General features: G+C 45.7%; 14 protein-coding genes. 3 read left to right on the top strand and 11 right to left on the bottom strand.

Annotated elements, in window-relative coordinates:
• Window positions 1-26: 26 nt before the first annotated feature.
• The 7 genes from sufU to AC58P7_RS11405 form a co-directional block, all read right to left on the bottom strand.
• Window positions 27-461: a Fe-S cluster assembly sulfur transfer protein SufU gene (gene sufU / locus AC58P7_RS11375; RefSeq protein ID WP_497281477.1), complete on the bottom strand. Its 435-nt coding sequence runs from the start codon at window positions 459-461 to the stop codon at window positions 27-29.
• A complete protein-coding gene (locus AC58P7_RS11380) occupies window positions 448-1,674 on the bottom strand; it encodes a cysteine desulfurase (RefSeq protein WP_497342816.1) in 1,227 nt (408 codons plus the stop codon). The genes sufU and AC58P7_RS11380 overlap by 14 nt, the downstream gene beginning before the upstream one ends.
• Complete coding sequence (sufD, locus tag AC58P7_RS11385; RefSeq protein ID WP_497342818.1) at window positions 1,671-2,966, bottom strand: Fe-S cluster assembly protein SufD; 1,296 nt, start codon at window positions 2,964-2,966, stop codon at window positions 1,671-1,673. The genes AC58P7_RS11380 and sufD overlap by 4 nt, the downstream gene beginning before the upstream one ends.
• A gap of 53 nt (window positions 2,967-3,019) precedes the next feature.
• On the bottom strand, window positions 3,020-3,850 hold the full coding sequence (gene sufC, locus AC58P7_RS11390; RefSeq protein ID WP_029194394.1) for a Fe-S cluster assembly ATPase SufC: 831 nt from the start codon (window positions 3,848-3,850) through the stop codon (window positions 3,020-3,022).
• A 167-nt stretch (window positions 3,851-4,017) separates the two neighbouring features.
• Window positions 4,018-4,587, bottom strand: a complete 570-nt coding sequence (locus AC58P7_RS11395) for a DUF1802 family protein (RefSeq protein ID WP_497342820.1) — start codon at window positions 4,585-4,587, stop codon at window positions 4,018-4,020.
• Between the two features lie 130 nt (window positions 4,588-4,717).
• Window positions 4,718-4,888: a hypothetical protein gene (locus AC58P7_RS11400; RefSeq protein WP_497342822.1), complete on the bottom strand. Its 171-nt coding sequence runs from the start codon at window positions 4,886-4,888 to the stop codon at window positions 4,718-4,720.
• Window positions 4,889-4,983: 95 nt separating this feature from the next.
• Window positions 4,984-5,442 carry a Dps family protein gene (locus AC58P7_RS11405; RefSeq protein ID WP_497342823.1) on the bottom strand — a complete coding sequence of 153 codons (459 nt, stop codon included), beginning with the start codon at window positions 5,440-5,442 and terminating at the stop codon, window positions 4,984-4,986.
• A gap of 240 nt (window positions 5,443-5,682) precedes the next feature.
• Between AC58P7_RS11405 and mtnK the strand changes: the two genes are divergently transcribed.
• Window positions 5,683-6,903 (top strand): S-methyl-5-thioribose kinase, encoded by a 1,221-nt coding sequence (gene mtnK, locus AC58P7_RS11410; RefSeq protein ID WP_497342825.1) that lies wholly within the window; start codon window positions 5,683-5,685, stop codon window positions 6,901-6,903.
• Window positions 6,900-8,012, top strand: coding sequence for an S-methyl-5-thioribose-1-phosphate isomerase (gene mtnA / locus AC58P7_RS11415; RefSeq protein WP_497342827.1), 1,113 nt, complete (start codon window positions 6,900-6,902; stop codon window positions 8,010-8,012). Before mtnK ends, mtnA begins: the two co-directional genes overlap by 4 nt.
• 145 nt (window positions 8,013-8,157) lie before the next feature.
• On the opposite strand, the gene AC58P7_RS11420 is transcribed toward mtnA, so the two are convergent.
• Window positions 8,158-9,159 (bottom strand): helix-turn-helix domain-containing protein, encoded by a 1,002-nt coding sequence (locus AC58P7_RS11420; RefSeq protein WP_497342829.1) that lies wholly within the window; start codon window positions 9,157-9,159, stop codon window positions 8,158-8,160.
• Window positions 9,159-10,175 carry a Gfo/Idh/MocA family protein gene (locus AC58P7_RS11425; protein WP_497342831.1) on the bottom strand — a complete coding sequence of 339 codons (1,017 nt, stop codon included), beginning with the start codon at window positions 10,173-10,175 and terminating at the stop codon, window positions 9,159-9,161. Before AC58P7_RS11425 ends, AC58P7_RS11420 begins: the two co-directional genes overlap by 1 nt.
• A gap of 268 nt (window positions 10,176-10,443) precedes the next feature.
• Between AC58P7_RS11425 and namA the strand changes: the two genes are divergently transcribed.
• Window positions 10,444-11,448 carry an NADPH dehydrogenase NamA gene (gene namA, locus AC58P7_RS11430; protein ID WP_497342833.1) on the top strand — a complete coding sequence of 335 codons (1,005 nt, stop codon included), beginning with the start codon at window positions 10,444-10,446 and terminating at the stop codon, window positions 11,446-11,448.
• Window positions 11,449-11,492: 44 nt separating this feature from the next.
• Here the strand turns inward: namA and AC58P7_RS11435 are convergent, their stop codons facing one another.
• Both AC58P7_RS11435 and AC58P7_RS11440 read right to left on the bottom strand, forming a co-directional pair.
• Entirely contained in the window at window positions 11,493-12,350 is an 858-nt protein-coding gene (locus AC58P7_RS11435) for a M15 family metallopeptidase (RefSeq protein ID WP_497342834.1), read from the bottom strand.
• Between the two features lie 162 nt (window positions 12,351-12,512).
• The gene (locus AC58P7_RS11440) at window positions 12,513-13,808 is read right to left on the bottom strand and encodes a homocysteine synthase (RefSeq protein ID WP_497342836.1); all 1,296 of its coding nucleotides are present in this window, start codon (window positions 13,806-13,808) and stop codon (window positions 12,513-12,515) included.
• Window positions 13,809-13,831 lie beyond the last annotated feature (23 nt).

Consider the following 13,831-nt stretch of genomic DNA (forward strand, 5'->3'; position numbering starts at 1 on the left):
TGGTTACCTATTCCATCGCAAATGCGTTAGTTATCGGTCTTATGAGAATGTTCAATCCCTTTGCGAAGAGCGTTCCACGCCAGAGTTGCACATTTAATCCGCGCTGGGAATTTGTTTACACCAGACAAGGCTTCAATGTCTTCATATTCAAAATCGACAGATTCGCCCTTCATCAGGCCAGAAAAATCATCGGCCATCTTCAGTGCTTCCTCGATCGTTTTGCCTTTGACTGCATCCGTCATCATGGACGCAGAGGATAAACTAATCGAGCAGCCCTCGCCTGTGAATTTCGCCATCTTCACGATGCCCTCTTCAACCTGCATCTGTAGTGAAATTTTATCCCCACAGGTTGGGTTGTTTAGATCAATCGTAACAGACTCGCCGGACTCAAACTTCCCACGGTTGCGCGGAGTTTTATAGTGATCCATAATTACTCTACGGTATAAATCATCCAATTGCATCGCCGAAGTACTCCTTTGTTTTCTGTAAGGCCATCACAAGACGGTCTACATCATCTTCCGTATTATATAGATAAAAGCTAGCACGAGCTGTGCTGCTTTGTTCTAACCATCTCATGAGCGGCTGGCAGCAGTGGTGACCGGCACGAACAGCAATACCCATGGAATCCAAGACGGTTGCCACGTCATGAGGATGAACGTCCCCAAGATTGAAAGTTACAAGTCCTGCACGATTCGTTGTCGGCCCATAAACAGCTAGATCTTCGATCTGCATCATACGGTCTAACGCATAATTCGTGAGCTGAACATCATGTTTATATATGTTATCCATCCCGACTTCAGTTAAGAAGTCGATTGCCGCGCCAAGCCCAACTGCTCCTGCAATCATAGGCGTTCCGCCTTCGAATTTCCACGGAAGTTCCTTCCAAGTTGACTCGTAAAGATCGACATGATCGATCATTTCGCCGCCAAACTCAACGGGCTCCATGTTATTTAACAAAGACTTCTTCCCATACAATGCCCCGATTCCGGTAGGACCACACATCTTATGCCCGGATAGGGCATAAAAGTCACAATCCAAATCTTGCACATCCACCTTCATATGCGGTGTGCTTTGCGCACCATCGACCATGATTTTGGCACCATGCTTATGCGCAATGCGTGCGATCTCTTTGATCGGGTTGACGACGCCTAGCACGTTGGACACATACACAATCGAAACGATCTTCGTACGATCCGTAATCGTGTTTTCAACATCTGCCAGGGATATGGATCCGTCAGGCTGCAGCGGAATATATTTTAAAATGGCGCCTGACTTCTTAGCAGCTTGCTGCCAAGGGATCAGGTTGCTGTGATGCTCCATCGGTGTAAGGACGATTTCATCGCCCTCACGTAGTACCGATTGGGCAAAACTAGCTGCCACAATATTGATAGCGGTTGTCGTGCCTCTAGTGAAAATAATTTCCTGCTCACTGGCTGCGCCGATGAACTTAGCCAATTTGGCTCTAGCTCCTTCATACGCATCCGTTGCTCGGGAACCTAGGGTATGCACCCCGCGATGAACGTTCGCATTATCCCACTCGTAGTAATGCGTCAATGCTTCAATCACCTGAATAGGCTTCTGGGAAGTAGCAGCACTGTCCAAGTAAACCAGTGGATGACCGTTCACCTCTTGCTTTAGAATGGGAAAAAGTTCACGTATCTCGGCAGGTATCATTGTCCTAGCTTCCTTTCCACTAAGCTTTGCAGCTGTTCTTCAACGCTTTTCACTGGAATTTCGGAAACGACTGGTGCCAAGAATCCGTAAATAATTAAGCGTTGAGCTTCTTCCTTCGTAATCCCACGGGACATTAGGTAGTGAACTTGCTCTGCATTCACTTGCCCAACGCTCGCTGCATGACCAGCTTTAACATCATCTTCGTCAATAAGAAGAATCGGATTCGCGTCTCCGCGTGCTTTCGGGCTAAGCATCAAGACTTTCTCCGTCTGTTGACCGTTACAGCCTTGTGCGCCTTTTTCGATCTTCGTGATTCCGTTGATGATCGCTGTCGAGCTATCACGCATTACTGCACGTGTAATCATATCGCTTGTTGACGCTTTGCCCCAATGTACGGCGCGCGTCGTCAAGTTTAGTTTTTGTTCATGTGTTCCAACACAGATGATTTTGGCATCGGAATCAGAACCCTTACCTTTGAGAATGGACGTCGTATCGGACATCGAATTCCCATAGTTCAACTCACCTACAACCCATCCGATTCTAGAATCATCTTCAAGGATTGCACGGCGGTATGTCAGGTCTGTTACGGATGCTTCCAAGCTGTGAATGGACGAATAGCTTACGCGTGACCCTGGTTTTGCAAACACTTCGACGATTCCGTTCTGTACAAGAGCTGCGCCGCCAACGGAGGAAACAAAGTTATCTACATACGTAACGGAACTGAATTGTTCAGCAACAATCAGAACATGCGGTGCAAACGTTGCTTCTGCATCATCTGCAATAAATAAGGCTTGAAGCGGAATATCAACAACTACGTTCTTCGGAACGTAGATGAAGATACCGCCATTCCACAATGCTGCATGCAGAGCAGTCAGCTGATTTTCATTCGCTTGAACAGCTTTCATGAAGTAAGGCTTCACCAACTCTCCATGCTCACGAACCGCTGTTTCAAGATCTGTGAAAATAACGCCTTGCTTTTTCAATTCTTCAGAAACTTGATTGTACACAATACCGGAGTTGCGTTGCACAATCAGGTTCTCGGAATTCGTTAAACCTTGCGTCACTTCAGGCAATGCATCAAGTGAACTTAAAGTTGCTTGCTCTTTATAGGAACCGTAGGCGGAAATGCTCCAACGGTCAATTCTTGTTTTTTCTAGTATAGGTAATTCCAACGAATTCGCTAACGCTAGCCCTTCTGTACGAAGGGCTGTCATCCACTCCGGCTCTTGCTTGCTGCGGGAGAGCTCAATAACAGCGTTAGAATCGATGGAAAGTGTTGTTTTAGTGCTCATGATTTCCTCCATTTATAGGGATCTTTGACCCTAAGATCAAAGTCTCTCATCTCCTAGTACTTCGGCCCGGGTGTGTTCATTGGAACTTTGAATTCTTCCGTATCTTGACCAACGGTTTCATCCACGATGCCTAGTTCTTCTTTGATCCAGTCGTAACCTTCCGCTTCCAAACGCTCAGCGAGCTCAGGACCACCGGACTTCACGATACGACCTTGCATCATAACATGTACAAAATCAGGTTTAACATAGTTCAACAAACGTTGGTAATGCGTGATGATCAAGAATCCACGATCTTCACTGCGCATTGCATTAACACCTTCAGCTACGATACGCAAAGCATCGATATCTAGACCAGAGTCAATTTCATCAAGAATAACGAACTTAGGCTCAAGCAAAAGCATTTGAAGAATTTCATTACGCTTTTTCTCACCGCCGGAGAAGCCTTCATTCAAGTAACGGTGCATGAACTCAGGGTTCATTTCCAGTTGCTTCATTTTTGCTTCCATTTGACGAATGAACTTGATCAAAGAAATCTCATTGCCTTCACCGCGGCGTACGTTCATCGCACTACGCAAGAAGTCAGCATTCGTAACCCCTGTGATTTCGCTTGGGTACTGCATAGCCAAGAACAAGCCAGCGCGAGCTCTTTCGTCAACAGCCATTTCTAGAACATCTTCGCCATCTAAAGTGACAGAGCCCTCTGTTACTTCATATTTCGGGTGACCCATCAAAGCGGATGCCAATGTACTTTTACCAGTACCATTCGGCCCCATGATCGCGTGAATTTCGCCGCCTTTGATTTCTAGGCTAAGACCTTTCAAAATTTCCTTTCCTTCGACGTTCGCTTTTAGACCGTCTATTGTAAATGTTGATGAATTTGCCATTTTCTTTAAGCCTCCATAATGTTTGAGTGTACTAGATAAATGACAACCATATGTAAATGATTATCACTGATTCTCATTAGAATAATTCTATTATAACTTACTGTAACAAATCAAGAAAGGGCATTTGCGTGAAAAAAAAGAGCATTTTTTCAAAAAACACGTGAATTTTACGCCAAAGTACGTTTAATTTCAGCAACTTGCGCGGTAAATTCTTCCTCATTCAACACGGGAGTCATCGCTGAATCATCCGGTACCAATGCCCCTAGCTGTATCCATGATTTGCAGCCAATATAGGCCTGTTCGATCTCAATTTGAATCGGTTGATCGAGTGTATACACCCGTAGTATCATAATATGCAGCGGATTTTTACGTTTCCACTTTAATCGCTCTTCTGTGAAATTTTCTGTCCAAATGTGAAATGGAAACAACTGATTTAATTTTTCTTGATCGCTGACCTCGATATCTTCAACCATTCGGGCAAAGGAACTGATCGTCACTTGTGTATCTTCAGCGCTCCAATTAACCAACGTTTCATCGATTACCCCGCGATATTGCTCTTTCAGTAGTTCTTTTCTCTGGTGTTCATATGTTGGATAGAGAAAGAAATCATTCGATTCCACTTGGAAATCTCTTGTTTCTTCGATAATACCTCCCTTGCGCATAATAAAAATTTGCGAGCCTGCTTCTAATGCTTTGACCGCAGATGCCCATTCCTTTAAAGCCATCCCATTCCCCATGACGCCAACTCCTCGTTCTCCTCATTAATCTATCTATTATAAATAAACTTTCTATGCAAAACAAATGCAAATTGACGTATAGGATGCAAAATAAAAAGGAACGGCGCTAGCATTCGGCCATTCCTTCTACTTAATTCAGTGATTCCGCGTAATACGCCTGCTGCATTCGCGTAAACTGTTCTTGATTCACTTTCATTGGGTTCGGATCTTGGGTCATATCAGGTATATCTGCATGAAAAGCAATCCATAGGAAAACTGTACATATAGTTACGGCAAATACAACTTTCAGGATTTTCATCATCCCACACACATCCTTCGAAACCATCTTGTCTCTAGGATACCTTGGTTTCATTTTACGTATGTTTGAGTGAAATGAAGATTGTGTAAATTTCTCAATTACCCCAGAAACGATTGCAGCATCCAGCGATGCTTTTCCAAAGAAGTTTGAATCGCTAAAAGCATATCCGATGTGGTATCGTCACTTGCTTCCTCACAAACCCGCATACCTGCCTTCAGTTCTTGGGTAAGAATGGTAAAGTCTTCAATAATGGCTTCGACCATTTTCGTAGCTGTCTCTGTGCCAGAGGCTTCTTTTAATGAAGAAATCTCTAAATAGGCTTTCATCGTAGCGGCAGGTTGACCGCCAATGGCCAGTAATCGTTCAGCCAGCTCATCTACATGAAGTGCAGCCTCATTATAAAGCTCCTCGAATTTCACATGGAGAGTGAAAAATTGATTCCCTTTTACATACCAATGGAAATTATGCAGTTTAACGAATAGTAAATTCCAGTTTGCGATTTGCTTATTGAGAACAACTTGAATAGATTGCGTTGAAACTAATGTCGCGCTCGTCATCGAAATCCTCCTTCGTTTTTCCTTAATAATCGTCCTTGTACACGCTAATTTACGTTAATTTCGAAGATTTTATGTAAAATAAACGACATTTCTGAAAAGTGTATTTCATGCGGAATCAATTTGTCTTATACTAGGTAAAGACTATTAATACTCAGTAAATTAGTTGGAATTAATTCCAGTCACTTAAGAGCACCGCTTACGAAGTCAGTTTTCTGACGAAAACTTTTAGGAGGTTCATACATGTCCACATATCATCCGTTATCGGAAGAGCAAGCTATTGAATATGCACGCCATATTCCACAATTATTTCAAGCAGGTGCTGATCTCACTAGCCAAGAAATCGGGGATGGGAATTTAAACCTTGTATTTCGTATAACCGAAGCTGCAACAGGAAAAAGTATTATTTTGAAGCAAGCTCTTCCTTATGCCAAAGTTGTTGGGGAATCTTGGCCGCTTACGCTTGACCGCGCTCGTATTGAGAGTGAAGCTTTGTTGATTGAAGAAGCCTTAAATCCAGATCTTGTTCCGCATGTATATGCTTATGATGCTGAGCTTGCCCTAACGGTAATGGAAGATTTGAGCGATCATGTCATTATGCGCAGAGGGTTAATCGAGGGCAACCAATACCCGCTTTTCGCTGAGCATATTGGGCGTTTCCTTGCTAACACCCTATTCTTCACTTCGGACCTAGGCAAAAATCAACAAGAAAAGAAAATTCAGCTGGGACGATTCATCAATCCTGAGCTTTGCAAAATTACCGAGGATTTGATCTTCGACGATCCGTATCGTGATGCGGAAACGAACAATATTGAAGCACCTATCCGTGATGCAGCGGAGCTGCTTTGGACAGACAAAGAGCTTCACTTAGAAGTTGCGATTTTGCGCAACAAGTTCCTTACACAAGCGCAAGCCCTTCTTCATGGGGACTTGCATACGGGCAGTATTTTTATCAAACCAGCTTCCACTAAAGTGATTGACCCTGAATTTGCTTATTATGGACCAATGGGCTTCGATATTGGGGCTGTGTTAGCCAACCTGCTTCTCAACTTTGCTGCGCAAGAAGGTTGGAGCAAAGATGAAGTAAGCCGTTCCGCTTATCGCGCTTATTTAACGCAAACTATTAAGGATGTATGGACACATTTTGAACAAAATTTCCGTGCACTATGGAACGAACATGGGGTAGATCGTGTATTTACGGCTCCGGGATACCAAGATTATTTCATGTCCAACTTGCTTCGTGACACAGTAGGCTTCACAGGCGCCAAAATGGTGCGTCGCGTAGTCGGTCTGGCCCACGTCGCTGATATTGATAAAATTGAAGATGCTGCAGCGAGAGAACGTGCTCAGCGCATGGCTTTAACGATTGGTACAGCCAGCATTCGTGCGAACCGTCAGGTAGAAACAATTGATGACCTCATTGAAATCGCAACACGAGCAGCGGAAAGAGGTTTTGTACTATGACAACAACGAACAACGTAGATAATGGCAGCGTAGAGACAAACAACGTAAAAACAGACAACCAAGAGCAAGGTGCCCTGCAATCCTTGCGTTGGAATGGCCAGCAGCTAGATTTACTCGATCAACGGCTTCTTCCAGAAGAGATCGTGTATTTGCCGCTGGAGACACCGATTGAGGTGTGGGAAGCGATTCGGCACTTAAAAGTTCGCGGCGCACCTGCGATTGGGATCGCCGCCGCGTACGGGGTATACCTCGGCATCCGCGGCGTAGATGCTGCGGCCCCTGGGCTTCTGGCGGACGTCCAGAAGCAAGCGGATTACCTGGCAACGTCACGTCCGACAGCGGTGAATTTGTTCTGGGCGCTCGATCGCATGCGTGCGAGAGCAGGTGCTTTGGCAGCTGAGGGCGTGAGCCCAGATGCCTTCAAGGCTGCGCTTCTGGCAGAAGCGCAAGTCATTCAGGCGGAGGACGAAGACACCAACCGCCGTATCGGCGAACATGCGCTCACGCTGTTCGAGGACGGATTTGGCGTGCTGACGCACTGCAACGCCGGCGGTTTGGCAACTGCCAAGTACGGCACGGCGTTAGCGCCGTTCTACTTGGCAAAGGAACAAGGGCTGAACATCAAAGTGTTCGCCGATGAAACACGGCCCGTGCTGCAAGGCGCGCGGCTAACGGCTTTTGAACTGCAGCAGGCCGGCGTAGACGTCACGCTGATCTGTGATAACATGGCCGGCGCGGTCATGGCGAAAGGCTGGATTCAAGCGGTCATCGTCGGAACGGACCGCGTTGCTGCAAACGGCGATGTAGCCAACAAAATCGGCACGTACAGCGTAGCTGTGCTGGCTAAGGCGCACGGCATCCCGTTCTATGTGGCAAGTCCGCTGTCTACGATCGACTTGAATACGCCGACTGGCGGCGATATTCCGATCGAGGAGCGTCATGAGGACGAGATCACGCAAGGCTTTGGCAAACGCACAGCGCCAGCTGGTGTGAAAGTGTTCAATCCGGCGTTCGATGTGACGCCGAATGAGTATGTGACCGCGATTATCACGGAAAAAGGTATCGTTCAAGCTCCATACGGTGAGAATCTGCGCAAGCTATTCGAATAGATGGAAAACCTACAGTTAACTTTTTGATTTTCAACTGAAATTTGAAGTTTTCCGGTTATTTCCTTTCAAATAAGAAATAGGCTCAAATCACTAAAAAGAGCTGTCCGAAAGTAGAGAAATCTACTTTTGAACAGCTCTTTTTTGATTAAGTTGTGCTCGCGTGCTCAAGCAGCCTATTTTCACGGAATGTATTGGGGGTCGTTCCATGAGCTTTCTTGAAGACATAGTGCAAATAATTGCTGGATGTGAATCCGCTGCGCTCCGCTATCTTCTCTAGAGTAAGCGTGGTCTGCTGCAGCTCGCTGCACACGAATTTGAGACGTACTTGTTCCAAATACTCGCTAAATGACACATTCGCCTTCTCTTTGAAAATACGTTGGAGCTGTCTCGAACTAATTTGTACGCGTTCAGCTACTCCCTCCAACGTGAGGGGACGGCGGAAATTGTCTGCTATGAATTGAATAGCCATCTGATAGCGATAGCTTTTCATATCACGGGCCGGCAAATTAACACCTTGTTGATCCGGTCTATAGGCACTCACCGTCCTGAGCAGCATCTGGACGATGGATTGTTTAATAATCGTATACTGACCAAGCTGATTGTTCCGCCAAGCTTCATAAGCGACTAAGAAACATTTCATCGCTTCATGACGATCCACGGCTGGAAGATGTGGCAACTCGCTCAGTTGTCCGATACACGCTTCCGCTTCTGCGATCTCCCATTCCTCTCCCCAACCATGCGTGGTTAAGAAGGAATCCTCATTATCCCTCTGAGTTAGCTTTACAATATCCACATGCAAGCAAAGCTCACCCATCGCTTCATGCTCATCGGCTTCTTGCCTATGAATAACGCCAGGGGCTGTAACATAGAGCAATCCTTCATGGAGAGGGTGTGTAATCCCATCCAGAATGACTCTCCCTTTGCCAGAAGGGATATAATGAATCTCGTATTCGGAATGCTGATGATAATCGACGATTGTTCCTGCTGGGAAAGAAGTCAGGTGACAACGCAGTACCCGAAGCCCGTAAGCTCCCCAACGGAAGCTTAATTCCAAACGGTCTAAAGCCATCGGATTTTCTAGCATTGGTTCGAAATAAAAAGGTTGACTCATGCTGCTGTACACCTCTTCCTTTCCAGCTTTGAACATTAGTTGACTAGGGAATCTAATCGAACCTGCCCCTTGCTTGCAACGGACAAATTGGAAGCTTCCATCAGTTTCGTTAAGTCCACAGCTAGTGCAATATTTTCAGTCGCTTTCGTACCATTTTGGATATGTGCTACCCATTGATCAAACGCTGTTGGATTAGCCTCTGGTATTGGCTCATAAGCCACCCATTGATTCGCTGCCTCTTCTGATTTGTTCGTACGCAGCAGGACGCGTCCATCTTGCTCTGAATATAGTACGCTACCAGCTGTCCCATGTACTTCAATCACGAAAGGTGAATGCGCATTCACGAAGCCCGCTTCAACAATACCCACTGCTCCGTTCTCATACTGAAGCACTGAAACTGCATTATCCTCAACTTCTCTTCCTGTCACATACCCATACGTAGCGCTTACCGAAACAGGTAATCCTAAGAGTAGACGATTGAGATACATCGGATGACAGCCAAGATCAATGAGAGCTCCACCACCACATTGCTCGGCATTGTAGAAATGCTGCGGCAACCAACCATTTGGATTCGCAGTGGTAGAAATTCCGCCATTGTGAGAAAGACGTGTGCGTACAAGGGTGATCTGACCCAATAACTCTTTTGCTACAATTTCTTGGATTGCCAACGTAGACGGTGAATTCAAACGTGGTAAGGAAACGGTTAAAGTCACGCCTGCTTCCTCAACAGCTGCTAGAATTTCATTCACTTCACAGAGCGTTGGGGCAACAACCTTCTCAGTGAAAATATGTTTACCTGCCTTTGCGGCAGCGATGATCACATCTCGGTGCAAATTTGTTGGGGTATCCACAACAACCGCTTCGATTTCTGAATTTGCCAACAGCTCCTCAAGACTAGCGTAGAATGCTACTCCCCGTTTTTCGGCTTCTTGCTGGCCTCTTTCTGCAATCTCGTCCCAAATCGCGACAATTTCGGTATCTGGGTGTTCGTTTACCTGTTTAGCATAATCCCTTGCGTGTACGTGCCAGAAACTCAACATTGCTACTTTCATCCTATATGACCTCCAAATAAGTGACTTGGGTTCATTGTAACATGGGGTAGTAAGCGGTTAAATTTCGAATTAGCGACAAATCGAAGTGCAAAATTACGACATACTCGTTATTGCTATAGTAAAACCCTAAGATAAAATTCAGTCATAGTCAAGCTTTTTGATTGGTTAGTGAAATTCAACGGCAAACAAGTCTTCAAGCTTGATAATCCCTATAGGAAAAGAATACAATTAGACTGTACTCATATCCTCTGCAAGGAGTTGTTTCTTTATGTTATTTACGCCATACACAATCTCCAATATAACCCTGAAGAATCGCATCGTCATGTCCCCCATGTGTATGTATGCTTCCGACGATTCCGGTGAAATCAAAGACTGGCATCACGTTCATTATGCTACGCGGGCCGTTGGCCAAGTTGGGCTTATTATACTTGAAGCAACCGCAGTCACTGCGCAAGGGCGCATTTCAACGCGAGATTTAGGCATCTGGGAGGATGCTCACATCGATGGCTTGAAGCGTGTTGTCACTTCCATTCATAATCATGGTGCTCATGTGGGCATTCAGCTAGCCCACGCAGGCAGAAAAGCAGTTCTTGATACGCCGATCATAGCGCCATCTGCCATTCCTTTCTCAGATACGTTCAAAACACCTGAGGAAGCTACGCTTACGAACATTCAAGATACGATTAAGGCTTTCGCTGATGCAGCTGATCGTGCCAAGCAAGCTGGCTTCGATGTGATTGAAATCCATGCTGCGCACGGCTATCTCATCAATGAATTCTTATCTCCACTTTCTAATCATCGCCAAGATGCGTATGGCGGTGACCAAGAAGGACGTTTCCGCTTCTTGCGCGAAACGGTTCAAGCCATTCAAACACGATGGGATGGCCCGCTATTTGTCCGTATTTCTGCTGATGAGTATGTGGAAGGCGGTCTTACACCTCAGGATCACGTTTATTTCGCAACGAAGCTCAAAGAACTCGGCGTCCACCTTATCGATGTCAGCTCGGGCGGCAATGCGCCGATCATGCCAACAACTTTCCCAGGCTATCAGGTTCCATTCGCTGAAGAAATCCGCACTAAAGCTGAAATTTCTGTCGGAGCCGTAGGGCTTATTACTGAACCTCAGCAAGCGGAAGAGATTCTTCAGAACAACCGTGCCGATCTCATTTTACTAGGCAGAGTCCTGCTGCGTGATCCTTACTGGGCTAGAACAGCAGCTCGAGACTTACGTGTTGAGCTCACTCCACCGCAGCCTTATCAACGAGGCTGGTAAACAAAGCAACCCCACTCGGACGTGAAGTCCTAGTGGGGTTATTTTCATTTGCTGACTGGAACGGTATGGTAGTATTCTTCCATTGTCAAATTCTTCGATTGAATTTCTTTGGCAATATCAATTCCTACATATCTCAAATGCCACGGCTCATATTGATAGCCCGTAATAGCAGCCTTTCCTTGCGGATAGCGAATGATAAAGCCGTATTCCGCAGCATGCTTTGCTAACCAAACAGCCTCTTTCGTTCCGCCAAAGCAATCCTCTGCCGCGCATTTGCCATTGCTGCCCGACACATCAATCGCCAGCCCTGTTTCATGCTCACTTGTTCCAGGAACCGCGCTGTAGGTTTTGGCTTTTTCTTCGCCATCATTTTTCACATAGCTTTCAAAAACGGATTTCTGTGTCGCATAGGAGCGATACGCAGATACACCCGCTAAGGGGATGCCATCCTTTGTCGCTCCAGCGAACATCTTTTCAATGGCGGTAGCCGCAACTTGGCGCATTTTACGCTTATCATTCTTTTCAGCAAACGTAAATGGAATGTTCGGATAGACAAGATCCGTCGGCTCATAGCTGGATGGCAGTGCGTTTTGCTTATTTACAAGAACGGTAATACTTTCTGGTTTAGCGATCACCTGAATCGCACCATTCTTATTTGGAGTGCTGCTTGCCGCAGGAGAAGCCGTTGGACTAGCTGAAGGTTTCGATGTAACCGCAGAGGTTGGCGTGGCAGGTGTGAGAGTACCTCCTCCGCTAACACTTGGAGCATCAGATGCAGCTGCTGTCGCCGTTGGCGCAGATGTAGGCGAGCTGCTAGGCGTCACGTCACTTTTATTACCGCAACCAGCCACGATGGATAACGCCATTAATATGGCGATGGATACTTTCATTTTGACTTTCATTTCTTGTCATCATACCTCCTAGAAGATGTTAAAGCTGTTCAATGAAATAGACTGCGATACAAATGAAAAAGTTTCACAATCAAAGAAAAAGGCTGCATTTAGGTTGAGCTCCTAAATCGCAGCCTTCTCATATTTTATGCGGAACGGGTTATCGTTTCAAGTTTACTTTTGACTAGCAACGATTGCTTGCTCCAAATCATAAATAATATCTTCAATCGCTTCTGTTCCAACGGATAAACGTATAAGTCCTGGAGACACTCCCGCTGAAGCTTGTTCCGCCTCATTTAATTGCGAATGTGTTGTGCTTGCAGGGTGAATAATTAATGATTTGGAATCTCCCACATTCGCCAAATGAGAGAATAGCTCGACTGCGTGAATCAGCTTCTTACCAGCTTCAATGCCACCTTTAATGCCAAAACTTAATATCGCGCCTTGCCCTTTCGGTAAGTATTTCTGAGCTAGTGAATAGGATGGGTGGCTTTCTAGACCAGCATAACTTACCCACTCCACAGACTCATGGGATTCAAGATATTTGGCAACCTGTAAGGCGTTGGAGCTGTGACGCTCTAGACGCAGATGCAACGTTTCTAAGCCTTGTAGTAAAAGGAATGAGCTGTTAGGTGAAAGAGACGCTCCCAAATCTCGTAATAATTGCACGCGTGCTTTGATAATATAGGCAATAGGACCGACCGCTTCTGTATAGACAACACCATTATAGCTAGGATCCGGCTTTGTCAACCCTGGGAATTTGCCGCTAGCTGCCCAATCGAACTTCCCGCCATCAACGATAACACCACCGATGGTCGTACCATGACCGCCAATAAACTTGGTTGCAGAGTGAACAACAATATCAGCTCCATGCTCGATAGGTCTAAGCAAATAAGGACTCGGGAATGTATTATCTACGATTAGCGGGATACCATGCTCATGAGCAATCGCCGCGACAGCTTCAATGTCCAGGATATCGCCTTTGGGATTTCCAATGGATTCGGCATAAATCGCTTTCGTCTTATCGGTAATGGCACTACGGAAATTTTCTGGATTACTAGAATCTACGAATTTCACCGTAATCCCTAATTTAGGCAATGTATTAGCAAAAAGGTTATAAGTCCCGCCGTACAAAGCTGAAGCTGAAACGATTTCATCACCAACCTCAGCGATATTCAGAATTGAGAACGTGATCGCCGCTTGACCGGATGCGACCGCAAGCGCTGCGGGTGCACCTTCCAAGGCTGCAATACGTTGTTCAAATACATCTGTCGTTGGATTCATAATGCGCGTATAAATGTTACCAAATTCCTTGAGTGCAAATAAATTGGCTGCATGGTCCGTGTCGTTGAACACATAAGACGTCGTTTGGTAGATCGGGACAGCTCGTGAATTGGTCGTAGGATCAACCTTTTGACCTGCATGAATCGCTAATGTTTCCGGTAAGTGCTTACGTTCAGAATTTGACATGAGCTTGCCTCCTAGAATAATAG

The sequence above is a fragment of the Paenibacillus sp. J22FR5 genome, assembly GCF_059691975.1.

Bases quoted from the DNA above. Each gene is read 5' to 3' on its own strand.
- sufU (WP_497281477.1), bottom strand. From the start codon at position 461: ATGCAATTGGATGATTTATACCGTAGAGTAATTATGGATCACTATAAA.
- AC58P7_RS11380 (WP_497342816.1), bottom strand. From the start codon at position 1,674: ATGATACCTGCCGAGATACGTGAACTTTTTCCCATTCTAAAGCAAGAG.
- sufD (WP_497342818.1), bottom strand. From the start codon at position 2,966: ATGAGCACTAAAACAACACTTTCCATCGATTCTAACGCTGTTATTGAG.
- sufC (WP_029194394.1), bottom strand. From the start codon at position 3,850: ATGGCAAATTCATCAACATTTACAATAGACGGTCTAAAAGCGAACGTC.
- AC58P7_RS11395 (WP_497342820.1), bottom strand. From the start codon at position 4,587: ATGGGGAATGGGATGGCTTTAAAGGAATGGGCATCTGCGGTCAAAGCA.
- AC58P7_RS11400 (WP_497342822.1), bottom strand. From the start codon at position 4,888: ATGATGAAAATCCTGAAAGTTGTATTTGCCGTAACTATATGTACAGTT.
- AC58P7_RS11405 (WP_497342823.1), bottom strand. From the start codon at position 5,442: ATGACGAGCGCGACATTAGTTTCAACGCAATCTATTCAAGTTGTTCTC.
- mtnK (WP_497342825.1), top strand. From the start codon at position 5,683: ATGTCCACATATCATCCGTTATCGGAAGAGCAAGCTATTGAATATGCA.
- mtnA (WP_497342827.1), top strand. From the start codon at position 6,900: ATGACAACAACGAACAACGTAGATAATGGCAGCGTAGAGACAAACAAC.
- AC58P7_RS11420 (WP_497342829.1), bottom strand. From the start codon at position 9,159: ATGTTCAAAGCTGGAAAGGAAGAGGTGTACAGCAGCATGAGTCAACCT.
- AC58P7_RS11425 (WP_497342831.1), bottom strand. From the start codon at position 10,175: ATGAAAGTAGCAATGTTGAGTTTCTGGCACGTACACGCAAGGGATTAT.
- namA (WP_497342833.1), top strand. From the start codon at position 10,444: ATGTTATTTACGCCATACACAATCTCCAATATAACCCTGAAGAATCGC.
- AC58P7_RS11435 (WP_497342834.1), bottom strand. From the start codon at position 12,350: ATGAAAGTCAAAATGAAAGTATCCATCGCCATATTAATGGCGTTATCC.
- AC58P7_RS11440 (WP_497342836.1), bottom strand. From the start codon at position 13,808: ATGTCAAATTCTGAACGTAAGCACTTACCGGAAACATTAGCGATTCAT.